The organism is Phyllobacterium sp. P30BS-XVII, from assembly GCF_014138335.1.
Lineage (GTDB): Bacteria > Pseudomonadota > Alphaproteobacteria > Rhizobiales > Rhizobiaceae > Phyllobacterium > Phyllobacterium meliloti.
In genome coordinates this window covers 15,399-39,228 of record NZ_JACGXO010000003.1, presented here as the reverse complement: position 1 = coordinate 39,228, position 23,830 = coordinate 15,399, and the positions used below count along the sequence as shown (strand labels likewise).

General features: G+C 53.1%; 25 protein-coding genes and 1 tRNA gene. 18 read left to right on the top strand and 8 right to left on the bottom strand.

Annotated elements, in window-relative coordinates; all coding sequences use genetic code 11:
* The first annotated feature begins 16 nt into the window (after positions 1–16).
* From glyA to FHW17_RS09300, 8 genes are all read left to right on the top strand, one after another.
* On the top strand, positions 17–1,327 hold the full coding sequence (glyA, locus tag FHW17_RS09335; RefSeq protein ID WP_113096052.1) for a serine hydroxymethyltransferase: 1,311 nt from the start codon (positions 17–19) through the stop codon (positions 1,325–1,327).
* A gap of 344 nt (positions 1,328–1,671) precedes the next feature.
* A complete protein-coding gene (locus tag FHW17_RS09330; RefSeq protein ID WP_182509695.1) occupies positions 1,672–2,040 on the top strand; it encodes a VOC family protein in 369 nt (122 codons plus the stop codon).
* A 276-nt stretch (positions 2,041–2,316) separates the two neighbouring features.
* The gene (gene nrdR, locus FHW17_RS09325) at positions 2,317–2,799 is read left to right on the top strand and encodes a transcriptional regulator NrdR (protein WP_112530081.1); all 483 of its coding nucleotides are present in this window, start codon (positions 2,317–2,319) and stop codon (positions 2,797–2,799) included.
* A gap of 5 nt (positions 2,800–2,804) precedes the next feature.
* On the top strand, positions 2,805–3,914 hold the full coding sequence (gene ribD, locus FHW17_RS09320; RefSeq protein ID WP_182509968.1) for a bifunctional diaminohydroxyphosphoribosylaminopyrimidine deaminase/5-amino-6-(5-phosphoribosylamino)uracil reductase RibD: 1,110 nt from the start codon (positions 2,805–2,807) through the stop codon (positions 3,912–3,914).
* Positions 3,915–3,923: 9 nt separating this feature from the next.
* Positions 3,924–4,538: a riboflavin synthase gene (locus FHW17_RS09315; protein WP_112530085.1), complete on the top strand. Its 615-nt coding sequence runs from the start codon at positions 3,924–3,926 to the stop codon at positions 4,536–4,538.
* 57 nt (positions 4,539–4,595) lie between these two features.
* The gene (gene ribH, locus FHW17_RS09310; RefSeq protein WP_112530087.1) at positions 4,596–5,057 is read left to right on the top strand and encodes a 6,7-dimethyl-8-ribityllumazine synthase; all 462 of its coding nucleotides are present in this window, start codon (positions 4,596–4,598) and stop codon (positions 5,055–5,057) included.
* 4 nt (positions 5,058–5,061) lie between these two features.
* The gene (nusB, locus tag FHW17_RS09305; protein ID WP_182509694.1) at positions 5,062–5,568 is read left to right on the top strand and encodes a transcription antitermination factor NusB; all 507 of its coding nucleotides are present in this window, start codon (positions 5,062–5,064) and stop codon (positions 5,566–5,568) included.
* 558 nt (positions 5,569–6,126) lie between these two features.
* Positions 6,127–8,283, top strand: coding sequence for a sodium-translocating pyrophosphatase (locus tag FHW17_RS09300; RefSeq protein ID WP_112530091.1), 2,157 nt, complete (start codon positions 6,127–6,129; stop codon positions 8,281–8,283).
* A gap of 69 nt (positions 8,284–8,352) precedes the next feature.
* Here FHW17_RS09300 and FHW17_RS09295 read toward each other — a convergent pair whose 3' ends face one another.
* A complete protein-coding gene (locus FHW17_RS09295; protein ID WP_113096153.1) occupies positions 8,353–8,862 on the bottom strand; it encodes an outer membrane protein assembly factor BamE in 510 nt (169 codons plus the stop codon).
* Between the two features lie 122 nt (positions 8,863–8,984).
* Here FHW17_RS09295 and FHW17_RS09290 point away from each other — a divergent pair, with 122 nt between their 5' ends.
* The 6 genes from FHW17_RS09290 (at position 8,985) to FHW17_RS09265 (ending at position 13,528) form a co-directional block, all read left to right on the top strand.
* Positions 8,985–9,542 (top strand): ubiquinol-cytochrome C chaperone family protein, encoded by a 558-nt coding sequence (locus FHW17_RS09290; RefSeq protein WP_182509693.1) that lies wholly within the window; start codon positions 8,985–8,987, stop codon positions 9,540–9,542.
* 13 nt (positions 9,543–9,555) lie between these two features.
* Entirely contained in the window at positions 9,556–10,119 is a 564-nt protein-coding gene (locus FHW17_RS09285; protein WP_182509692.1) for a DUF177 domain-containing protein, read from the top strand.
* A gap of 222 nt (positions 10,120–10,341) precedes the next feature.
* Complete coding sequence (gene plsX, locus FHW17_RS09280) at positions 10,342–11,421, top strand: phosphate acyltransferase PlsX (protein WP_112530095.1); 1,080 nt, start codon at positions 10,342–10,344, stop codon at positions 11,419–11,421.
* A 9-nt stretch (positions 11,422–11,430) separates the two neighbouring features.
* Positions 11,431–12,402, top strand: coding sequence for a beta-ketoacyl-ACP synthase III (locus FHW17_RS09275; RefSeq protein WP_112530097.1), 972 nt, complete (start codon positions 11,431–11,433; stop codon positions 12,400–12,402).
* 123 nt (positions 12,403–12,525) lie between these two features.
* The gene (locus tag FHW17_RS09270) at positions 12,526–12,846 is read left to right on the top strand and encodes an integration host factor subunit alpha (RefSeq protein WP_091883889.1); all 321 of its coding nucleotides are present in this window, start codon (positions 12,526–12,528) and stop codon (positions 12,844–12,846) included.
* Positions 12,847–12,970: 124 nt separating this feature from the next.
* Entirely contained in the window at positions 12,971–13,528 is a 558-nt protein-coding gene (locus FHW17_RS09265; protein WP_091883887.1) for a MerR family transcriptional regulator, read from the top strand.
* Positions 13,529–13,897: 369 nt separating this feature from the next.
* On the opposite strand, the gene FHW17_RS09260 is transcribed toward FHW17_RS09265, so the two are convergent.
* Both FHW17_RS09260 and FHW17_RS09255 read right to left on the bottom strand, forming a co-directional pair.
* Positions 13,898–14,206 carry a hypothetical protein gene (locus FHW17_RS09260; protein WP_182509691.1) on the bottom strand — a complete coding sequence of 103 codons (309 nt, stop codon included), beginning with the start codon at positions 14,204–14,206 and terminating at the stop codon, positions 13,898–13,900.
* A 16-nt stretch (positions 14,207–14,222) separates the two neighbouring features.
* The gene (locus tag FHW17_RS09255) at positions 14,223–14,474 is read right to left on the bottom strand and encodes a DUF883 C-terminal domain-containing protein (protein WP_112530101.1); all 252 of its coding nucleotides are present in this window, start codon (positions 14,472–14,474) and stop codon (positions 14,223–14,225) included.
* Positions 14,475–14,656: 182 nt separating this feature from the next.
* Between FHW17_RS09255 and FHW17_RS09250 the strand changes: the two genes are divergently transcribed.
* Positions 14,657–15,214, top strand: a complete 558-nt coding sequence (locus FHW17_RS09250; protein WP_112530103.1) for a fasciclin domain-containing protein — start codon at positions 14,657–14,659, stop codon at positions 15,212–15,214.
* A gap of 759 nt (positions 15,215–15,973) precedes the next feature.
* Here the strand turns inward: FHW17_RS09250 and FHW17_RS09245 are convergent.
* On the bottom strand, positions 15,974–17,059 hold the full coding sequence (locus tag FHW17_RS09245) for a porin (protein WP_112530106.1): 1,086 nt from the start codon (positions 17,057–17,059) through the stop codon (positions 15,974–15,976).
* A gap of 1,308 nt (positions 17,060–18,367) precedes the next feature.
* On the opposite strand from FHW17_RS09245, the gene FHW17_RS09240 reads away from it, so the two are divergent.
* On the top strand, positions 18,368–18,946 hold the full coding sequence (locus FHW17_RS09240) for an isochorismatase family protein (RefSeq protein WP_348643720.1): 579 nt from the start codon (positions 18,368–18,370) through the stop codon (positions 18,944–18,946).
* On the opposite strand, the gene FHW17_RS09235 is transcribed toward FHW17_RS09240, so the two are convergent.
* From FHW17_RS09235 to FHW17_RS09220, 4 genes are all read right to left on the bottom strand, one after another.
* Positions 18,943–19,272, bottom strand: a complete 330-nt coding sequence (locus FHW17_RS09235) for a VanZ family protein (protein WP_112530111.1) — start codon at positions 19,270–19,272, stop codon at positions 18,943–18,945. The genes FHW17_RS09240 and FHW17_RS09235 overlap by 4 nt on opposite strands.
* Before the next feature lie 287 nt (positions 19,273–19,559).
* On the bottom strand, positions 19,560–20,597 hold the full coding sequence (locus FHW17_RS09230) for a glycosyltransferase family 2 protein (protein WP_112530113.1): 1,038 nt from the start codon (positions 20,595–20,597) through the stop codon (positions 19,560–19,562).
* Positions 20,598–20,793: 196 nt separating this feature from the next.
* Positions 20,794–21,189, bottom strand: coding sequence for a hypothetical protein (locus FHW17_RS09225; protein WP_112530115.1), 396 nt, complete (start codon positions 21,187–21,189; stop codon positions 20,794–20,796).
* A 182-nt stretch (positions 21,190–21,371) separates the two neighbouring features.
* The gene (locus FHW17_RS09220) at positions 21,372–22,673 is read right to left on the bottom strand and encodes a glycosyltransferase (RefSeq protein ID WP_112530117.1); all 1,302 of its coding nucleotides are present in this window, start codon (positions 22,671–22,673) and stop codon (positions 21,372–21,374) included.
* Between the two features lie 47 nt (positions 22,674–22,720).
* On the opposite strand from FHW17_RS09220, the gene FHW17_RS09215 reads away from it, so the two are divergent.
* Together FHW17_RS09215 and FHW17_RS09210 are read left to right on the top strand one after the other, a co-directional pair.
* Positions 22,721–23,464 (top strand): hypothetical protein, encoded by a 744-nt coding sequence (locus FHW17_RS09215; RefSeq protein ID WP_112530119.1) that lies wholly within the window; start codon positions 22,721–22,723, stop codon positions 23,462–23,464.
* 141 nt (positions 23,465–23,605) lie between these two features.
* A tRNA-Pro gene (locus FHW17_RS09210) sits at positions 23,606–23,679 on the top strand.
* Positions 23,680–23,830: the final 151 nt, after the last annotated feature.

Sequence of the window (23,830 nt, the reverse complement as noted above, 5' to 3'; positions counted from 1 at the left end):
TGAGGGTCCAGGCACCATGTCGAATGCAAGCGCTTCCGTTGCTGATACATTTTTCAACGCATCACTCGAAGACATTGATCCGGAAATTTTTGGCTCCATCCGCAAGGAGCTTGGTCGCCAGCGTCATGAGATCGAACTGATCGCTTCGGAAAACATCGTATCGCGTGCCGTGCTCGAAGCACAGGGCTCGATCATGACCAACAAATATGCCGAGGGCTATCCGGGCAAGCGCTATTACGGCGGCTGCCAGTTTGTTGATATTGCTGAGGAATTGGCAATCGAACGCGCCAAGAAACTGTTCAATTGTGAATACGCCAATGTGCAGCCGAATTCCGGCAGTCAGATGAATCAGGCCGTGTTCCTCGCGCTGCTGCAGCCCGGCGATACATTCATGGGTCTTGACCTTAATTCCGGCGGCCACCTGACCCACGGTTCGCCCGTCAACATGTCCGGCAAGTGGTTCAATGTTGTGTCCTACGGCGTGCGTCAGGACGACAATTTGCTCGATATGGCAGAAATCGAACGTCTGGCACATCAGCATAAGCCAAAGCTGATCATCGCTGGCGGTACTGCTTATTCGCGCGTTTGGGATTTCGAACGTTTCCGCCAGATCGCCGATGCAGTTGGCGCCTATCTGATGGTTGATATGGCCCATATCGCTGGTCTCGTAGCTGCCGGTGTGCATCCGTCACCGCTGCCGCATGCCCATGTCACCACCACCACGACACATAAGTCACTGCGCGGCCCGCGCGGTGGCATGATCCTGACCAACGATGCCGAGATCGCCAAGAAGATCAATTCTGCCGTATTTCCCGGCCTGCAGGGTGGCCCTTTGATGCATGTGATCGCTGCAAAGGCAGTGGCTTTCGGTGAAGCGCTGAAGCCTGAGTTCAAGACTTACGGCCAGAACGTGGTCAACAATGCCCGCACTCTGGCGGAATCGCTGAAGAAGAACGGTCTTAACATCGTTTCCGGCGGCACTGACAACCACCTGATGCTGGTTGACCTGCGTCCCAAGAACGCCACCGGCAAGCGCGCGGAAGCTGCTCTTGGCCGCGCCAACATCACCTGCAACAAGAACGGCATTCCTTTCGATCCGGAAAAGCCGTTTGTAACCTCAGGCGTGCGCCTTGGCACACCAGCCGGAACAACACGCGGTTTTGGCGCTGCGGAATTCACCGAAATCGGCAACCTGATTTCGGAAGTTCTCGATGGTTTGAAGGTTGCCAATTCCGATGAAGGCAATGCTGCGGTCGAAAAGGCAGTGCAGAACAAGGTTGTCGAACTGACTGACCGCTTCCCGCTTTATCCCTATCTCGGCCAGTAAGTTCGGGGTGATTGCAATGAAATGGCGGTGCGCAAGCGCCGCCATTTTTGTTTGTGCGGTTGCAGGGCGATAGTGCGTGGTTCGTGGTTCGACGGGCTCACCATGAGGGAGAGTGTAGATGTAACGATAATCGCCGACGTTGCAGAATAGAGTTCCTTGCAACCCACCACTCTCCCTCATGGTGAGCCCGTCGAACCACGGACTATGGGTTTCTGCGAAGTTTCATCCCACTTGTGGGGGATCCGAAGGACGGGCGAGACCCGTGGCTCGCCCCGGTAGTCCGACAGGACAGAGGGGGTTGAAATGGCTATATAATGCCAAACCAAATATACCGCGAGGTTACAATGCGATTGAATCAGGTGACAATAACTGCTCCCGATCTCGACAAGGCCTGGGATTTTTATTGCGGTATCGGTCTCATTCCCATCGTAGATTCCCGTCCGCGCTATATCCGGTTTCTGTGCTCTGATGGCGGCAGCACGTTCTCCATTCATCAAGGCGCAACGCCCGGCAGTGGAACGACTGTTTATTTCGAACTTGATAATCTTGATGAGCGTGTAGGGCAGCTCAAAGCAGCGGGCTTTATTTTCACGTCTGACCCTGAGGATAAAAGATGGCTTTGGCGCGAGGCAGAGTTGTTCGATCCTGCCGGAAACAGGATTATTCTCTATTTTGCTGGCAGTAACCGCCTCGATCCTCCGTGGCGGGTTTAGTGGTTATGGTTGCATCAGCATTGTGCGTGGTTCGTGGTTCGTGGTTCGACGGGCTCACCATGAGGGAGAGTGTAGATGTAACGATAATCGCCGACGTTGCAAAATAGAGTTTCTTGCAACCACCACTCTCCCTCATGGTGAGCCCGTCGAACCACGGACTATGCGTAAAACTTGGCCGTTCCTTTGACACATCGTCGCGATGAGGGTGCTTTTATATCGTACCGAAAGACACTATCTTCGCTTACGATTTCAGAATCATCTCCGGAAAGCCAAACGATGCGTTGTCCCTATTGCCAGTCTGAGGATACTCAGGTGAAAGATTCCCGCCCAGCTGAAGATGGGGCGGTGATCCGCAGACGGCGCATCTGTACCGTGTGTGGCGGGCGTTTTACCACCTTTGAGCGTGTCCAACTGCGTGATCTGAGCGTGGTGAAAAAGAGCGGTCGCAAAGTGGCTTTCGACCGCGATAAGCTCATGCGTTCTGTGGAAGTGGCGCTGCGTAAGCGGCAGGTGGACCCGGAACGCGTGGAGCGCGCGGTTTCAGGCATTGTCCGGCAACTGGAAAGCTCGGGCGAACCGGAAGTCAGTTCCGATGAAATCGGCAGGCTCGTCATGGATGCGCTGAAAGGTATCGATGATATCGCCTATATCCGCTTTGCCTCGGTCTATCGCAATTTCCGCGAGGCCAAGGATTTCCACAATGTGATCGATGAAATCACCGCCGGTGATGTCGCATCCGATCCGGTGGAGGATGATTGAACCCTATGAACTCATCGGTGCAGAGTGCGCTTGACCGGCGCTATATGGCTGCGGCCATTCGTCTGTCGCGCAGCCATCAGGGGCTGACAGGCACAAACCCCTCCGTCGCAACGCTGATTGTCGACAAGGAGGGCGTTATTGTCGGGCGCGGTGTCACGGCCATTGGCGGACGCCCGCATGCGGAAACGCAGGCGTTGGCGGAAGCTGGCGACAAAGCGAGAGGCGCAACCGCCTATGTGACGCTTGAGCCATGCGCCCACCATGGCAAAACCCCGCCTTGCGCCGATGCGCTGGTAACATCAGGCGTGACCCGGGTGGTTTCCGCTGCCAATGATCCCGATGACCGGGTAGCGGGCAAGGGCTATGCCATTCTGCGCAATGCGGGCATCGAGGTTATCACTGGCGTCATGGCCAATGAGGCCGCTGATTATCTCGCCGGATATTTGATTCGATCTTCGAAAAAACGACCGGAAGTGACTCTGAAACTTGCACTTTCCGCCGATGGTTATATCGGCAGGCATGGCACCGGCCAGATCGCTATAACCGGTCCGGTTGCGCGGGCGCAGGTGCATCTGATGCGAGCTGAATCCGATGCCATTCTGGTTGGGATCGGCACTGCGCTCGCCGATGATCCTGTCCTGACCTGCCGTCTGCCGGGGCTTGAAAACCGTTCGCCGGTGCGCATTGTGCTTGACAGTCAGTTGCGCTTGCCGGTGGACAGCAAGCTGGTGCAAAGCGCGGGCAGTGTTCCCCTGTGGATCGCCGCCAATGCACAGGCCAATCCGGCAAAACGGCAAGCACTTGTCGCTGCCGGTTGCCGCATGCTCGCTACGGAAACCGATTGCGGTGCAACGGCTCTGCCGGAACTGCTGGATGATCTTGCCGCACAGGGCATTGCGACACTGATGGTCGAGGGCGGCGCGTCGGTTGCTTCCGCACTGTTGCAGGACGGTCTGGTGGATCGTGTAGCGCTTTTCGAGGGGCCACTGGCAATCGGATCAGAGGGCGGTCTTGCAGTACCGGAACTTTCTTCCCATATCGCTCGTGACTTCACATTATCGCGCGATGATCGTTTTGGTGACGATCATTACCGCGAATATATAAGACCCATCTGAGGAAACAGCATGTTCACGGGAATTGTAACGGATATCGGCAAGGTCGGTCAGGTAAAGCCACTCAATGAAGGCGTGCTTCTGCGCGTGGAAACAAATTACGACCCAGAAACGATCGAGATTGGTGCCTCCATTTCCTGTTCGGGCGTGTGCCTGACTGTCGTGACATTGCCGGAAAAGGGGTCAAATGCCCGCTGGTTCGAGGTGGAGGCCTGGGAAGAGGCGCTGCGCCTGACCAGCATTGCCAACTGGAAGAATGGCACGCGTATCAATCTTGAGCGTTCGCTCAAACTCGGCGACGAAATGGGCGGTCATCTTGTCTCCGGCCATATCGACGCCATGGCAGAACTGATCAAGCGTGAGGAAGAGGGCGATGCCGTTCGCTTCACGCTGCGTGTCCCGGAAGAATTGGCACGGTTTATCGCCCCCAAAGGCTCTGTAGCGCTGGATGGGACGTCACTGACCGTCAACGCCGTCAATGGCAACGAGTTCGATGTCCTGTTGATCCGCCACTCGCTTGAAGTCACCACTTGGGGCGACCGCAAGGTGGGTGACAAGGTCAATATCGAGATCGATCAGATGGCGAGATACGCTGCACGGCTTGCAGAATATCCGAAATCAGCCTAGGACCACACTCAAAGGCGAAGCGGCTTCGCCAACCCCATTTGAGTTCCGGAGTTTTCCATGTCCAAAAAAAAGGCGCATGCGCCACATCTGTTGATCGTGGAAGCGCGATTCTATGACGATTTGTCAGATGCCCTGCTGAACGGTGCCAAGCTGGCGCTTGATGAAGGCAAGGCAACCTATGATGTTGTGACTGTTCCCGGCGCGCTTGAGGTTCCTGCGGCCATTTCCTTTGCATTGGATGCAGCGGAAGAGGGCGGAACGGAGTATGATGGCTTCGTGGCGCTTGGCACAGTTATTCGCGGCGAGACCTACCATTTTGATATTGTCGCCAATGAATCCTGCCGCGCTCTGATGGAGCTTGCCGTGGATGAAAGCATTGCCATCGGCAATGGCATTCTCACCGTCGAGAATGAAGAGCAGGCATGGGCCCGTGCCCGCCGCGAGGACAAGGACAAGGGTGGCTTTGCAGCGCGCGCTGCACTGACTATGATCGCCCTCAAGGAAAAGCTTGGAGCCTGACCGGATGCCTTCTTCCAAAGATGGGGAAAGTCCCGCTGTAAAGACCGCGAATAAGCGCGGCGTCGCGCGTCTGGCCGCTGTGCAGGCGTTGTACCAGATGGATGTTGCCGGTACCGGCGTTATCGAGGTTGTTGCGGAATACGAAGCGCACCGCCTTGGCAAGGAAGTGGACGGAAACCAGTATCTGGACGCCGACCCGCAGTGGTTCCGCGCCATTGTTGCTGGCGTGGTTTCAGAACAGACTTCGCTTGATCCGATGATCCGTCAGGCGTTGACGGAGGATTGGCCATTGTCGCGGCTCGATTCAACGCTGCGGGCTATTTTACGCGCCGGTATCTGGGAATTGAGAAACCGCCCGGATGTGCCGACAGCCGTTATCGTTTCCGAATATATTGATATCGCCAAGGCCTTCTACACGGAAGAAGAGCCCAAATTGGTGAATGCTGTGCTGGATCGTCTGGCTTTTGAGCTTCGCGGTGAAAGCCGGGGTGCAAAAAACCCTCGGAGTTGATTCTGCATGTCCTGTGGTTCGTGGTTCGACAAGCTCACCATGAGGGAGAGGGTGGATGCAACGCTAGTCAGCAGCTTTGCACAACTTGACTCCCCCGACACTTCATCCACCTCCGTCATCCTCGGGCTTGACCCGAGGACCTATACTTAAAAGTGCGAAATATTCAGGTGCGTTAAATCTCATCAGCCGTGGGTCCTCGGGTCAAGCCCGAGGATGACGGAGATGGGTGGGGGTTCGGGAGGCAAGTTCTGCTCCCTTTGCACTGCAATCTCTGCGGTTAGCGTTGCAACCCAATTCTCCCAATGGTTGTTATATCGAACCACGAACCATGGATAATGTGCCCTGCCACGCATACGCGCAAAACCCCCTCAAACGCGCTCAATCAGATTAATGGTATCAACCCTAAGCCGCCTCAGCGAAAGGCCTTGACCTTTTCGCATGGGCTTGGCTACTCCTAGTGCATACGGTCGCGTTTCTGCCGGCCTGGCAGATTTTGTGTGCCGTACCGAACCTGACCCGGGGAGGGGTATTTTTCGGGTCAAAATCTGAGGGAGTGGCATGACTATACTGTTTCTCGTCATCGCCTGCGGTTTGCTGTCTATCGTCTATGCTTTTTGGGCCACCCAATCGGTGCTCGCAGCGGACCAGGGCAATGCACGCATGCAAGAAATCGCCGGTGCTATCCGCGAGGGAGCACAGGCCTATCTCACACGTCAGTATACCACGATCGCCATTGTTGGCGTCGTTGTCTTTCTAGCAGTCTGGTACCTCTTGTCATCAACCGCCGCAATCGGCTTCCTGATCGGTGCTGTGCTGTCAGGTCTTGCCGGTTTCATCGGCATGCACGTCTCTGTTCGTGCCAATGTGCGCACGGCACAGGCTTCGTCCCGCAGTCTGGCTGCCGGTCTTGAAATCGCGTTCAAGTCAGGCGCGATTACCGGCATGCTTGTCGCCGGTCTCGCCCTGCTTGGCGTTGCTGTTTATTATTACATTCTGACCGGCCCGCTTGGCCATCTGCCTGCGGACCGTGTTGTCATTGACGCTCTTGTCTCCCTCGGGTTCGGTGCGTCACTCATCTCAATCTTTGCCCGTCTTGGCGGCGGCATCTTCACCAAAGGTGCTGACGTGGGCGGCGATCTCGTCGGCAAGGTCGAAGCCGGAATCCCTGAAGATGATCCACGCAATCCGGCAACCATTGCCGATAATGTGGGCGACAATGTCGGCGACTGCGCCGGTATGGCTGCCGACCTTTTTGAAACCTATGCGGTGACCATCGTCGCCACCATGGTTCTGGGTGCCATCTTCTTTGCTGCAACGCCTGTTTTGAGCAATATCATGCTCTATCCGCTGGCAATCTGCGGCGCCTGTATCATCACCTCGATTGCCGGTACGTTCTTCGTCAAGCTCGGCGCGAACAATTCGATCATGGGCGCTCTTTACAAGGGCCTCATTGTGACGGGCCTGCTGTCGATTGCCGGTCTTGCTGCAGCCACATCGATGACCATTGGCTGGGGTGAGGTGGGTATTGTCGCGGGCAAGTCGATCACCGGTTCCAATCTCTTCATCTGCGGCCTCGTCGGGCTGGTGGTGACAGGATTGATCGTGGTGATCACTGAATACTACACGGGCACCAACAAGCGCCCTGTTAATTCAATTGCTCAGGCTTCAGTGACCGGCCACGGCACCAATGTCATTCAGGGTCTTGCGGTTTCGCTTGAATCAACAGCGCTTCCGGCTCTGGTGATTGTCGGCGGTATCATCTCGACCTACCAGCTGGCAGGGCTTTTCGGCACCGGTATCGCCGTAACAGCCATGCTTGGTATTGCCGGCATGATCGTTGCGCTTGATGCCTTCGGTCCTGTGACCGACAATGCTGGTGGTATTGCTGAAATGGCTGGACTTGATCCGGAAGTACGCAAATCCACCGACGCGCTCGATGCCGTTGGCAACACGACCAAAGCCGTCACCAAGGGCTATGCCATTGGTTCGGCCGGTCTTGGTGCTCTGGTGCTGTTTGCTGCCTATTCCAACGATCTGCAGTTCTTCATCAGCGAAGCCAACAAGGATGGCTCGACGGTCTTCTCCTATTTCAAGGGAATGGGCGCCGTATCGTTCGAACTCTCCAATCCTTACGTTGTCGCCGGTTTGATCTTCGGTGGTCTCATTCCCTACCTCTTCGGCGGTATTGCAATGACAGCTGTTGGCCGCGCTGCGGGCTCTGTGGTGGAAGAGGTGCGCAGGCAGTTCCGTGAAAAGCCGGGTATCATGGCCGGTACGGAGCGTCCTGATTATGCCCGTGCGGTGGATATTCTCACCCGTGCGGCCATCAAGGAAATGGTTGTGCCCTCGCTTCTGCCTGTTTTGGCACCGCTCGTCGTCTATTTTGGCGTGCTGCTGATTTCGGGTTCCAAAGCATCGGCTTTTGCCGCGCTCGGCGCTTCGCTTCTGGGTGTTATCATCAATGGTATTTTTGTTGCCATCTCGATGACCTCAGGCGGCGGTGCCTGGGACAATGCCAAGAAATCCTTTGAAGATGGTTTTGTCGACAAGGATGGAACGCGGCATTTGAAGGGTTCCGAAGCCCACAAAGCCTCGGTAACAGGCGATACGGTCGGCGATCCCTACAAGGATACCGCCGGTCCGGCGGTCAATCCTGCCATCAAGATCACCAATATTGTGGCCTTGCTCCTGCTTGCGGTGCTTGCGCACGGATAACCAGGCACCAGACCAACGAAAAACCCGCGAAATCTGATTTCGCGGGTTTTTGCATTTTCGTCCGGACGATTATTGGCCGGGAGCAGGGCCAGCGCCGGTCAGAGAGCCGGGAGCCTTGCCAACACCCGCGAGCAACTGGCCGAGGAATGAAAGATCCTTGCCGCCTGTCGGCGTGGTGCGCGAGATGAAATCGAAGACCTTGCCGTCCTGCAAACCGTAATTGGAAATGCTGGCGACTTTGCCCTTCTGGTCGAAATAAACCGCGAGAATGCGGCGATCCACGACTTTCGGCTGCATGAATGCAACGCTGCGATGGCGCTTCTGCGAGATATAATAGAAAACTTCATTGTCAAAGGTTGCTGTCGAGGATGGGCTGCCAAGCGACAGGATGACCTGTTCGCGGCTGGAACCAACCGGAACGAACTCCAGTGCCTTCTCGTCGAGAATGTAGCCTTCCGACAAAGTTTCTGATGGATTGAGATTGGCGGTGTTACAGCCGGCAAGTCCCACGACAAAAAACAGAGTCCCCGCGAGAAGGTATTCCCGTGAACGATCGGCCTTGAAAATCCGCTGCAGCAACGACATCTCCATTTCAATAGTGGGCGCAAGTCTTTCGCTGCCCGCAGAACTTCGGTAAACCACCTTGAAGTCTGATGCAACAGCGACTCGTGTTGCGGCCTGACCCAAGTGAAAGCACATATATGATTCTCAGTTTATTCAGCCGTAAGGCCAAAGCAAATGAGGCTGTTACCACCGCCCTTTACGATGCGATCGTGGCAGCGGCGCGGCAGCCATACTTCTATTCTGACATTGATGTGCCGGATTCGCCGTTAGGGCGCTATGAAATGCTGTCTTTGCACGTTTTTCTTTTCATGCGCCGGATAAAAGGTCGAACGCCAGCCCTCAAGATGATCGGGCAGGAAGTGACCGATGAGTTCTTCCGGGATGTCGACCATTCCCTGCGCGAGCTTGGTATCGGTGATTCCGGCATTCCAAAGCGCATGAAAAAACTGGCTCGCATGTTTTATGGACGTATCGAATCCTACGACAAGGCGCTTCAGGCCAATGATTATCCGGCGCTGGCGGCCGCACTGGCTCGCAATGTCCGTCCTGATAGCAAGGAATGGCCACAAGCAGCGGCACTGGCGAAGTACACAGTTGAGGCGGCGCTTTATCTGGAAACACAACCGGATGACGACTTTGCTGGCGGGCACCTGCTGTTTCCTGATGCTGGCGATGTTGAAGCCCAACAAAATTGAGAAGGGGAGCAAAATGACAAGAAATCTCGATGGCGCACTGAGTTTCCCGGTTTCGGTCAAGCGACTGCCACAGAAGGGGCTGACAGTCAAAATTGAAGCGGATGAGCGCGAGCGGATTGCACTGCGTGATTTTCACGACCTGCAGGATGTCGTCTCTTTCAAGGCTGATCTGCAGATCGTTCCGTGGAAAAAGGACGGCATACGTGTGCGTGGCGTCGTCAAGGCGAACATCGTGCAATCCTGCGTTGTCACATCGGAACCCGTGGACGCGGTTATTGATGCCGAAATTGATACGCTCTTTGTTCCTGAAAATTCCAAGCTGGCACGGCTGCCGCTCGATGAGAATGGTGAACTGATTGTCAGTGCAGATGGGCCTGACATACCCGAGACGTTTTCCGGCGATACTCTGGATGCAGGAGCGATAGCAGAAGAGTTCTTTGAACTTGCAATTGATCCTTACCCTCGCAAGGAAGGTGTGTCGGATGCGCCTATTGAGGTTGTCTTTGGTGAAGATGAGGCAACGGAAAAGCCTGTTAATCCTTTTGCCAGCCTCAAGGATTGGAAACAGAAGCCTTGATTGTGACGATTTCCTGCGGCTGACTATCCGAATGCTGCCCAGATGGGCTATAAGAACAGAAAATTCCAAGGGCAGGTGCAGCGTTTTTCACAATGATTACAGTCCATGTGCCAGCCAGCTGGCAGATTCCGGTTGTGCAGCGAGGGAAATTGACTATTTTCGCCGAGTCTTTGAGCCATTGATGAACCCAGCAAGCATACTCACTGAACAGGACAATCGAGAGTGATCAGAATTTCCATTGATGCCATGGGCGGTGATTTCGGTCCTGAGATCGTTATTCCCGGTCTGGCAACGGCGCTGGAGCGCCATCCTGATATCCGGTTTGTGATCTTCGGTCGTGAGGAAGAGGTAAGGCCGGTCCTTGATCGCCACCCGACGCTTGCCAGCTCGACATTCCATCATTGCGATGTGTCTGTGCGCATGGACGAGAAGCCCAGCCAGGCCTTGCGGAATGGCCGCTGGAAGTCATCCATGTGGCGGTCCATCGAAGCAGTAAAAACCGGCGAGGCCGATGTATGCGTCTCCGCTGGTAATACCGGCGCGCTGATGGCGATGTCAAAATTCTGTCTGCGGACAATGGCCAATGTCGAACGGCCTGCTATTGCGGGTATCTGGCCCACCTTGCGGGGTGAAAGCATTGTGCTCGATATTGGTGCCACCATTGGCGCTGACGCCCAGCAGCTGGTCGATTATGCCGTCATGGGCGCTGCCATGGCCCGTTCACTGTTCGAGATCGAGCGCCCGACAATTGGCCTGCTCAATGTCGGCGTTGAGGAAATCAAAGGTCAGGACGATGTGAAGGATGCGGCACGCATTCTGCGGGAAATTCCGCTACCAAGTCTTGAATATTTTGGTTTCGTCGAGGGTGACGATATCGGCAAGGGTACGGTTGATGTCGTGGTCACCGAAGGTTTTACCGGAAATATCGCGCTGAAAGCAGCCGAAGGCACGGCCAAGCAGTTCGCGCAATATCTGCGCGATGCCATGAACCGTACATGGATGGCCAAGATCGGCTATTTGTTCGCCAAGGGCGCATTTGACCGCCTGCGCGAGAAGATGGACCCGCGTAAGACCAATGGCGGCGTATTTCTTGGGCTGAACGGTGTTGTCATCAAGAGTCACGGAGGAACCGACGCACTTGGCTTCGCTTCTGCCGTTGATGTCGGCTATGATATGGCCCGCAACAAGCTTTTGGATAAGATTGCCTCGGATCTGAGTCATTTCCACAAGAGCCCGGTCGGTGTCGCTTTTCAGAGCGAGGCCGAGAATGATTCAGAAGCTGAGATAGAACCACAGGCGTAGGAAAGATAAATGATCCGGTCCGTTGTCAAAGGTGTAGGGGCGGCCAAACCGGCGCGTCTGGTTAAGAACGCCGATCTGGAAGGTATCGTTGAAACAAGCGACGAGTGGATCGTCCAGCGCACGGGTATTCGCCAGCGCTACATCGCGGGTGAGGGTGAAACAACCGCCTCTCTCGGTGAAGCGGCAGCACGCGCGGCGCTCGACAATGCCGGTATGACGCCCGATGATATTGATCTGATCATTCTGGCCACCTCCACGCCTGATAACACATTTCCCGCCTCTGCGGTCGACATTCAGGCGCGTCTTGGCATGACCCATGGCTTTGCCTTCGATATGCAGGCCGTGTGCTCCGGCTTTGTCTATGCCATTACGACAGCTGATCTTTATATTCGCGGCGGCATGGCCAAGCGCGTTCTGGTGATTGGTTCTGAAACTTTTTCACGGCTTCTTGACTGGAATGACCGTACAACCTGCGTGCTGTTTGGCGATGGTGCCGGTGCCGTTGTCCTTGAGGGCAGTGAAGGGCGCGGACTGACCTCCGATCGCGGTATCCTGACGGCTAATCTGCGTTCCGATGGTTCGCACAAGCAAAAATTGTATGTGGATGGCGGCCCTTCCACGACCCAGACAGTCGGGCATTTGCGTATGGAAGGCCGCGAGGTCTTCAAGCATGCTGTGGGCATGATCACGGATGTGATTGAGGCCTCTTTCTCGGAGGCAGGTATCACTGCCGAAGATGTCGACTGGTTCGTGCCGCATCAGGCCAACAAGCGCATTATCGACGCCTCCGCCAAGAAACTGAACCTTGCGGAAGAAAAAGTCGTCATCACCGTTGACCAGCATGGCAATACCTCGGCGGCTTCCGTCCCTCTTGCTCTGGCAACCGCTGTTGCCGATGGGCGTATCAAGCAGGGCGATCTTGTCCTTCTCGAAGCCATGGGCGGGGGCTTTACGTGGGGTGCAGTTCTGCTACGGTGGTAATGCTCCGGTTGGGTCAGTGGTTTGTTTTATCAACTGTTTTTACCCGCTTGCCCTATCGGATTTGATCCTATAACGTCCGCTTCCACCTGATAGTTTTGCAACAAACGAGAGCTTAGAGATCGTATGGGGGGTAAGACCATTACGCGCGCTGATCTGGCCGAAGCAGTCTATCGTAAGGTAGGGCTTTCGCGCACAGAGTCAGCTTCACTCGTCGAAACAATCCTCGATGAAGTATGTGATGCCATTGTTCGTGGCGAGACGGTCAAACTGTCGTCATTCGCCACGTTTCAGGTAAGAGACAAGAATGAACGCATTGGCCGAAACCCGAAAACGGGTGAGGAAGTGCCGATTTTGCCTCGCCGGGTGATGACGTTCAAGGCATCCAATGTGCTCAAGCAGCGCATCTTGCGCTCACATCAGGCGCGAAAGAAAAAATCGGCCTAAATTAGCCGGTTCAGCGCATTCGGAGCGAGATTGCTGTGGGGCAGTCTCGCCTTGTACTTGAAAATTACATCATAAACCGCTGAAATAGACGTCGAATCAGATTTTCTCCTGAAAGGGTGAAAACATGGACAAGAGTCCCGACGCTTTTAGAACCATCAGTGAAGTTGCAGAAGATCTTGATCTTCCCCAACATGTTCTACGTTTTTGGGAAACGCGTTTTACCCATATCAAGCCTATGAAGCGTGGTGGTGGGCGCCGATATTATCGCCCGCTCGATGTGGATTTGCTCAAGGGCATCCGCCATCTGCTCTATGATCAGGGCTATACGATCAAGGGCGTCCAGCGGCTTTTACGCGAAAATGGCGCACAGTTCATTATTGCTCTGGGTAGCGGCGACACTGCTGCGGCTGAAGCTATCAGCCAACAGAAGCAGGCCGCCGTTCGCGAAGAGGAAGCAATTTCCGCCGAACAGGAACGCGCTGATGCCGCCGAAGAGGCTGCCGTCATGGGGTCGCAGAAATCGGCTCATCATGGCAGGCGCCTGTTTGGATTGATTAAGGGCGATGATGAGGGCCCGGTTGCGGCTGATGGCAAGCGCCTGTCCAAGGACAACCGGACTTTGCTGCAGGAAACACTGTTCGATCTTCTGGAATGCAAGCGTTTGCTGGATCAAGTCCGATAAACTGCTCTGACATATGCATGATTGTTTATGAAGTGTGCCTGTGTGGATAGGGTCCGTGGTCCGTGGTTCGACAAGCTCACCATGAGGCCCTTCGACAGGCTCAGGGTGAGGGGAGTTTTATTCAGCAACATTTGTGATCTGCAATTTCTGCGATTAGCGTTGCATCCTCACTCTCCCTCATGGTGAGCTTGTCGAACTACACGCCATCACCCCAATCCCCAACAAAAAACCCAGCTTTCACGGGGAGCGAAAGCTGGGATTTGGGGTTGGCTGTGGGGTTCAGCCTAGCTGGTTGGGGGACCAGTACAAAGGAAACGAAACTGGCGGCAGATAGTTCCAAAGAATTTTGAAAAAAATCCGGAACTGAATTTACCGGGCCAGCATGCCGATCACGATCCCAAGACCCGCAATAACCATCAGCGTCGATACCGTGTTCTGTGTCTGAATACCGCCGATTTTCTGGGCTTGATGTCCAACCACGCGCGCGGCACGGCGTCCGCCATTTTTGATGGCTTCTAAAGTCGAGCCATCATCATTACCGTCAAGATCGTCCAGCAGCTGGACACCCCTGTCGGTAAGGGTTTTCGTCAGCGCAGCCAGATCGCGCTTTAAATCCGCGATTTCACGCTGCAGACGTTCCCGGTCTTCCTCATCGCGCATTGGTTCGGCACTATCCATATCCATCACCCTCCATTTAGCGTCTGGAAATCAGCCCGATCAGCAGCGCCGCGCCTGCCACGATGGCAAGTGTTGCCAGCGGATTTTCCTTGGCTGCATCGGCAGCATAGTTAACCTGCTTGGTTGCAGCCCGTTTCACATGGTCGAGCTTTTCGCCGCCCATGTCGGAGAGGCTGGATGTGAGCCTTGATACTTCCTTGCGCAAAGCTGCAATTTGAGCTTCAACATCATCCTGAATATCATCGGTCGTTTTTGAGAATATTGCCATTCTTTATGCTCCTGTGCATGACAGGCCTATAACGGCTGCGGGCCGCTTATGTTCCCTCCCGAAAAGGTCAAAGGCCAAGATGGGCGCAGAATAATAAATTCGCTCGCAGGAAACTTTCCAGTTGAACGCTTCGTACTTGTTTGCATTCCCCGGCAAAGGGGAGGCAAACATGGAGCAATAAAATGGGTAAATTGACTGCAGGAATTTTCGCCGGATTTTTGGCTGTTACAGCACTGAGTGGAGCAGCCTTGGCCAAGGACAACCCGATGGTTGGCGGCGCGCCAATGTATGCCAACAAGAACATTATCGAGAATGCGGTCAACTCGAAGGACCACACGACGCTTGTTGCAGCGGTCAAGGCCGCCGGCCTTGTCGAGACACTTCAGGGTGAGGGTCCATTCACAGTTTTCGCACCGACCAATGAAGCCTTTGCAGCCTTGCCCAAGGGCACCGTTGAGACGCTGCTCAAGCCAGAGAACAAGGCAACCCTCACCAAGGTACTTACCTGCCATGTGGTGGCCGCAGACGCCATGTCGGCGACAATCAAGAAGATGATCAAGGATGATGGCGGCGCCCACAAGGTCAAGACCGTTGGCGGCTGTGTACTTGTGGTCAGCGAGAAAGCTGGCAAAATCTCCATCAAGGATGAAAAGGGTAATGTTGCCCATGTCACGATTGCTGACGTGCAGCAGTCAAACGGCGTCATTCATGTGATCGACAAGGTTCTTCTGCCCAAATAACAAGACAGCGACAAGCGCTGCGGCAGACACCCCAAAATGCCCGTTACCGGTTTCCCGGTAGCGGGCCTTTGTTCTAATGCAGGTTATTTGCCTTCGTGTTTAAACCGCCGGTGGCTGAAGCCGCCCTTGGCCAATCGCAGGATTGAAGACAGTTTCGTCGGATCGCACGTAACTTTGGGAATTTGTCCGCGCGCTTGCTTCAGCGTATTTGGCGAGGCAGGCTTGGCATGATGAGGCGTATGAAGAATTGCTTCTCCCATTCTTGTCACTCCCTGACAACGTTCTGCTCCCGGCCTTTGCCGGAAAGCCGAATGCTATGGGTATACGGACATTCCTCAGTTCTATGACTGTTGATCCTTGCCTGGATCATTCGATACATGTGTCAGTAAATTCTTGCGGTTCCAGGTCCGGTGTGAGGGTTTCGACTGGTATGCCAGCAAGATAACCACAATGACTGCAAGCAAGATATCAAGATCACGCATATCCGTAACCTCCTGCATTCTCGCGGTAACTATAGCGCGGAACCGGCGGGCTTCCAAATCACAACATGTCGATCAAAAGATTTGCACAGGGCAGCAAACGTAAAAAACGGTGAGCCGCGAAGCTCACCGTTTCAAAAAATGACGTGACTGGAGATCTCATCATCGCAGTTTGGCAATACAGTCCTTCTCCATTGCCAAACACAATTCGAATGTTTGTTGGGCCAAGGCCTGATGATCCGGGGGCGAGCCCCCGGATACGTCTTCAAATCCGTCAGGATTAGAAGTTGCGCTGGAAGCGGATCATGCCACCGAATGCATCGTCGCCACCGCCACGACGGCTTTCAGCAAAAGCCTTCCGGTCGCCGTCAAACTTGGTGTAGCTGATTTCTGGTGTGATAACGAAGCCAGGAACGAGTTCGTAAGCGACGTTTGCAGTTGCTGCCCATGTGCCTTCGGATTCGTAAGCAACCTGTGCGTTAACAGTTGCCTTGTCCGAAACCTTGGCGGAGAGACCGCCCCAAGCTGCCCAGTCACCATCCCAAGTGCCGAACCAGTTACGCTGACCGCTGTCGCGGAGGTCATCCCAGTTGGACTGATAGCCACCCATGATGAATGCTGAAACCGTGTCTGTGAACTTTACGTCCAAACGCAGCTTGCCAGCGAATTCTTCGGCCTTGGAGTCGTAACCGACTACGCCGGAAATACCGCCCCAAGCCTGTTCGAACTTAGCACCGGCGATAACATGTGGCATGTAATCGTCGATACGGTAGTCGTAGCTGAAGTAGTTAGCAGTTTGTACCTGGCCCTGTTCAGCAGCGATAATTGCCGAGAAGCCGTTGCCACCGGTAAAGGTGTAGCTAACCTGATTGGATGTGCCGGACTGATAGTTGATCACGTCGTCGTTGATGACTTTGCCTGCATAGCCAGTCCACGAACCGAAGATTTCGTCAGACACGCCGATGCGGAAACCACCGAGGTCGATGTAAGCCTGAGGAATGAGGCCGCCGCTGTTTTCACCGTTCGTATACTGGAAACGTGTTTCGATGTAAGAACGCAGTGTGCCGAGTTCTGTTTCCGAACGGGCGTCGAAACGAACAGTCGCGCGCGAACGCTTCCACCAAGTGCCGTATTCGCCGCCAGTGTAGACATTATCGCCTCCCTTGGCGTCGTAACGCAAGTAGCCGCTAATCTTCAGGCAGGTTTCGGTACCAGGAATGTAGAAGAAGCCCTTGCCGTAAGCATCGCAAACGCGAACGTATTCGACAGCTTCTGGTTCAGCGACGACAACTGCATCAGCAGCGCGTGCGCCTGTGACTGCAACCAGGGCTGCAGCGGAGCCGAGTAGAAGGCTCTTAATGTTCATTGTTGCTCTCCATGAGATTGGTAGTGACAATTTCGTATTCTGCGACTTTAGTCGTAGAGTCAAATGTCAAATTACAAATCTGTAATGCCGACAACGAACGAATTTCTATTGTTGCTGATTTGCAACTATAAGTTTACAATTAGTAAACTCAATGTATAAATAATGGAAATACTGCAAATATAAAGCATATCACGTTTTTGTAACAAAAATGTGATAAGTTTTTGAAATATAGCAAGATTATTTGGGTGTATTCCTCTCTGGTGGGCGAGGCCGCGGAATCGCCCACGGCGGGTTCTGTCCTTAAACGGCCTTCTCGAATTTAGAACGAATTTTTTGGGGATTCACAGGGTCTTCCAATGGAAATCGACTGGTGGGTGAGATTCACCTAGCTGAAAACGTCAAACAGAGAGAAAAGCATCAGTTCCACTAATGTTAAGGTCCATAGGGCGATGACGAGTTTGTCAGTTAAATTTCTTTGATGGGAATTGCTACGCTTCACAATGAATAACCAGTCCAGATGATTTATCGGACCTCACTTCGCAAAGGAAGATTGCCTGTCAATGACGGCTTGGGTTTTTGCCAATGGCTAAATTCTGCCGCTGCACCAAATTATAGGCGGCCACGTTCTTTCGTGGCAGCGGGTGAGACGTCAATCAGCCCGCCCGACCCTATCCTAAAGTTGATAGCAGTCGCGCCGTGCCCTTGCGGGCAGGGTGCTTGTGGCAGATTCTGAACAGAAATGATACGCCGCTTAACAATCTTCAAAGGCATGACACAGCAGCCTCCCAACAACAGCTGAATTTATGGTCAAACCATTTGATTGACGAGGCCCGGTAGCCTGCCTTCATCAGTGTCAGTTACCGAGCCTCTCGCTGCATTCGCATGCAGCCAGCTAAATGTGTGCCCTTGACTTGTAACAGTCAAATCACAGTTGCGGGCGGTAAACCGGAATTATCGATTGCATGTCAGAAGTCTAATTCGCTCCTTCCTCCGCATGCGCCGTATCATAGCCAACATATCGGCACCACTGTCTTGAGTATTCAATTGAGCAGTGTCGGTTTGTTCCTTTGCTTGGACGATAATTTTTTCTTTGCAGTTCTGTTGTGACAGAAACTGAATTCTTGTTCGCATGTTCCACCACCCCTCGTGTCTTATGATTTTTTTTGAGAGACGTAATATATGCGATAATTCTGATTAGTTTGGAATACCTCCAATAAATCTTTGCTTGATACAGAGCGCACAAAACGGTGAATAACAGCCAACCCTGCCTATATGAGGGCGACGGGACTGAAATGAGAGGATTGAGCCGTGACGTTTATTGAAAGCAAGATGGCCAATGCCCTTGTGGTTGTGGATGTGCAAAATGCTTTCATTGCAGGAGACGCTGCCGTTCCCGATCACATCCAGCTTCAAGGGGCCATTGAAACGCTTCTTGCCAATGCCCGTGCAGCGGAAGTTCCCGTTATTTTTGTTCAAAATGATGGATCTCCGGGCGCACCCGATGAACCGGAAACGGATGGCTGGCAATTATTCTTTCCGGTGAAAGCTGGTGAGCATGTTGTGCGCAAGGCAGTTGATGACGGTTTTGATGGAACTGAGCTTGAGCACGTACTGACCGCATGCGGCGTTGGATCACTGGCGATCTGTGGCATGCAGTCGGAAATGTGCCTCGCAGCGACGGCACGCACGGCGATGCAAAAGGGATTTTCCGTTATATTGGCCCATGATGCTCACGCAACCTATGACGTGCCGGAAGGGCCGGGTGGTTCAGAACCGGTCCCGGCCAGAATGGCCGCCCGTACTGCTGAATGGTCATTGGGGGACGAAATCATTCTGGTGGGCACTGCAACAGACATTTCGTTTCAAGCGGTCAATCTGGCCTGCTAGCGGAAAATGCGAGAGAAAATATTGCTCACAAGCACACCTGATATACCGCCGGCTGCTTTGAACACGGCATCCAGCAGTCTCGCATGCCGTGTCGGCGCCAGCATCTGGGCGAGCTCAAATCCAAAGGCCGCGCCAACCACCAAAAGCAGGATCAATAACCATCGCTTGGGATAGGCAAGAGCAAAGACAAAGCCAAGCACTGCAAAAGCAAGAAAACGCTCGATATTGACAGGCAGACCGCTCTCCGGTCGCAGATTGATTGGATCAACGGTTATGAAAAGTATGGCGGCGAACAACAGCCACGCAATGATTTGAGCGGGTTTCATCGGTCCCAAATACCCCATTCACCTGTCTGTTCCAATCCCGTTATGTGCAGAGGTGATGTGAATTGCAAAACGACTGTGCAAATGTGTGCTGTACCGGGAGGTGAGGCCCGGCGGGGGCATCGGGGGGGTGATGAAGTGGCCGGGCCTCGCGTTGTCCGAAGGCGACAACGACCGGTTGATACCATCGCAAGCTGAGCAGAGGATTATCTGAACCTGATGCGAAACTGAGGTGGCGATCACAATATTGCAAGTTGCAAAACTTGCGGCGCTCGCCGTTGTGGCCGCGATCAGCTTGGCAAGTTCATCATAAAACCCCGTTCAACGAGATCTGCTGAACCGGAAAATTTCACCGAACCATCATATGCCAGCGTAAAATCTTCTGAAAAATCGGGATGATCAAGAATTGCACCATAATGTGCGCCGCCGTCCGCATGGCCACCCTGGCTGACGATGTTTTTGAACTCATTGATCGACTGGTTGGAGAAGCGATAATGCATCAGGACGGCCGTGATGGGAACAAAATTGCGGCTGCATGGTCCCGGACCATGAATACTGCCCCGCTCGTAGCTCGTGGCTTTATCGACCCAGATGAGGGGGAATTTGGAGAGCCGCATGTCACGGCCAAAGAATCGTTTTCGCGGGCCACCGCGCACGGATGTACCATAGCGCTCCAGTTTGATCGTATAGCTGTCGCCATCGAAATTTGACGATACATCAAATGGCCATCTGCTGCCATCATCGACAAACTCATCGCCATTCAAAGGGCCTTCAGGGTAGAGATCGAGCATCGGCGCATGGCATCGCTGCATTCCGGCCTTCTCCAGTTGCCGAATGAAATCCGGCAACGTCTTGGTCTCGCTATCGGGGAACACAAGAAACTCGTCCGCATCAAGAGACAGATACCACCGGTTTGCGCCGTAGATCTTGAAGAGCGCATCGCGCCATGCTTTTCCGCGTGCCGCTTCCGAATAGCGAATGGGCGAGGTGTAAAGATCCACTTCAGGCGCATTGCGTAATATGTCTGATGTACCGTCGTTTGATTGATCGTCGACAAAGGCAAAGCGCGTGACACCAAGCTTTCGGTAGTATCGCAAAAAAGAATTGATATAGCCGATCGCATTTTTGACGATGCAGATCGCCAAAACATCGTCTTGGACGGGATGAGCAGAAGGTCCAGAAACCTTGGTCAGAAGATTTTTGCGCGGTGCGGTGAACGCAGCTGGATAGGTATAATGATAAAGGCTTGCTTTGGCCCGTCTTAGGAATGACGGTCTATCGAGACGCCGCCAATCCGCCGGGTCGGATATAGGATACTGGATTGGCATGCGGTTTCCCCGGTTTGCCGCATCGGGAAATACACTGCAGACGGCACTTTCCGTGCTCGCCAAGGCTCGCCCGGAACGAAGTTAGGAGACAACTAATTATTAGTCAGAAAATATTCAATAGCGCTGCCGGGTTGCTCGCCCGAATATGTGCGGAAGTTGAAGATTTGTTCGAGGGTCAAATCCCCATAATCCGTGATCAATGGTTTTTGATGACGTTGAGAAAAATTCCGGCAATCTTGCTCAGATGGACATCATCATCTTCGTGATAAGCCTGCCGTCCCGCCGCCGCGATAGCATTGAACAGCTGGTTGTCGGCACTTTCCAGAGTTGTGATATCCGTTACGATCTTTTGGACATCGCTTTGCGGTTGAATCTTACGGTTCAGATAATCGGCTAGAAGCTTTTGACGTCTTTTGCGATCGCTGGTGATGGCACCGAAAATGCCCCAGGCGAACCATGTCTCGCCGATCTGCATTTCCGCATCGCTGATCTGACTGCTAAGCTGTTCCGGCAGTTTCGCTTTTTGCTTGTCGGCGATGTGTGCGGCAAGTTCAAATGCTGCATCATCCGTGATCCCGATCTTATCTGTCATTTGCAAAACTCCAAGCTTTTGAGATGTCACGTCAGTGAATGGAGCGGGACCAAATGAAGTGTGCGTGGCGCACAACTGGCCCCGTCAGAACTCTAGTTCTAACACAATACAAACCGGCGATGGTTTGTTTTGTTCCCCATGCCACGAAAAAATGTCGGGGGCTGGCGAAATGGGGTTGGGATTTATGATTTTCCACGCTTTGAACGGGCGCGCAATTGAGCCCCCATCCGCCTCAAAAAGGAAGGCACTAACGCTTGATACATCGCCTTTAAATTCATAAGAATGTCTATGGATGACAAAACTTCACGATCAAGTGCATCAATTTTGGTTTTCAACGATTCAATGTGCGTTTCCAAGGTGCCTGCGCTATCCGATTGACGCTCAGCAATTGAGCGTAGCTCAGTGAGAACTTCTGATTTCGATTGATCCAGCATTAGCTCAACAGTTTTGGTGTTTGGCATCCAACCCATTTCAGATGCTATACGAAACCAAAGTCGTTTTTCTGCCGTTGCGACCAACTCCTGAGCCCATCGGCCATTGGCAGAGCCAAGTGCTGATATATTGGCTGATCCTGCTTTAATAGCGGAACGATAAAGTTTTTCGTATTGGGAGATATATTTGTCTGCCGGAGCATGCAGGCGTACATAATTGGTGACGTTTGCCGCATCGTTTGCGTCGTAGCGTTTGATAGATTCTTGCAAAAGATCGTAAGTTGTCGGGCGAGTTAATAACCGCACACCAAAGTTGTTCTTGCGCCAAAGCGCAACGTTCTTGGAGGTTATGAGCCCAGCAAAGCCTCTGGCATCACATACAATCACGGCACATCCGACAAAGGCGGCTTCCAGAGCCATGCGAGCCGTCGCAAACACGATGTCGTATTTAGGCAGTTCTTTTTCAAGTTCATTGGAGAACCTGTTCGTGCCTCGACCAAGTTCGTCTAGAGCAATGTTCATTTCCGCGCATGCACGCTTTACCGGTTCAGCAACCCCGGTCAATTTGGTGAGCAAGAGTGCATGTTTGGGTCGATCGGGAAGGGGAGGCCTAGAGATATAACGTAAAGCATCGACCGCATTGTGGATGACAGTCAATCGGTCTGCAGGAACGCCTCTTGAAAGGCATCTATCTTTGCAAGCTTCGTCGACCGCTACATAGTGTTTGATTTGCGGGTGTAACAAAGGCGCTTCAAGTTCGAACGTCGAGCTATGGCATGTGTACACGACCGGTACATCGGGAAAGCGCAGCATCGCGATAAAGCATGGGGAAACATGATGCGCATGAATAACATCCGGTCGATAGGGTATATGGTCTATGTCATTATAGATCAAATGTCCTGTATGAAGCATCCAGTGAGCATCGTCGACTAAAGTGGGAGCAAAAATCATCACGTCGTGGCCAGCAATTCTAAGTGAATCAGCCAAAAGTTCAGCGACATTTTCTGTCCCGGATCGCGTTCCGAAAATAAAATTAGTTATAAGAATACGCACTTATATTTTCCACCATTACTGCTGCGAACCCGGGATCTGACTAAATCATGAAAAGCAAAGAAACGCTAAGTATCCTGCTTCTGGCTCATCCTGGACATGAGCTACGAATTTATCATTGGATGGAATTGAACCAACCTCTTGTTTTCTTTCTTACCGACGGTTCTGGGAGCAAGGAAAAGTCGCGGATACATTATTCCCGTGAGATTATCGCAAATACCGGATCGTCCGTTGGGTCAGTCTTCGGAGAACTCTCTGACAGGCATTGGTATAAGGCATTAGCCCACCGTGACCATGAGTTTTTTGCTTCTGTAATTTCGTCGATTGAAATTTGCATCGGAGTACGCGAATCTTACAGAATTATCGCGGATGCGAGTGATGGTTACAATCCTGTCCACGACTTAGCCTCGGCTATGGGGGCGGTACTTCAAAAGCGCTTGTCAGTTCACGGCGAACCAGCGGAATTATCTTATTCGGCCGCGACGGCAGGAGGAAAGGGCGATCTCGTCTATGAGCTTGTTTTGGATGAACAAGCTCGAGCAAGAAAACGAGCTGCGGTGGCCAGCTATCTGCCTCTTGCCGATGAGGCGAACTTAATTTTGAAACAAAATCCTACAGCAATGGATAGGGAGTTTTTGATTTCTCAGAACAACGATTGGCGTCAATTGAAACATCCTCAATGGGAAGAGATTGGTCGGGGAAGAGTTTTGGCCGGTGTTTATGAGTCTTGCTTGACGTATGAGGATCATTTTCTGCCCGTTGTTTCCAAGATGTTCGAAGAGTTCTCAGAATAGGGAAGTGACACGTAAAGCGGAATTCTTGGGCCGAAAACTCCCACGCAATGCATTTGTGTGCAGTTTGTTCTTTTTCTGCCAAATCGCCTCTTGCACTCAAACGTCCAGTATTCTAGGGGTTCCGCACCGGCAGAGAAATGACGGAGCGTAGCGCAGCCCGGTAGCGCACTTGACTGGGGGTCAAGGGGTCGTCGGTTCGAATCCGGCCGCTCCGAGATTTAGCCTAATGTTTTCAGTAACATGGCTTATATTCTCTGTTTTCTGAAAGCCAGGTTCTCAAGGAACCTGGCTTTTTTGTTTCCCAAACTGATTTACAGGCGAATGAATATCCGGCGCGAAATGCCGGAATCATCGCCTATCTGCGAC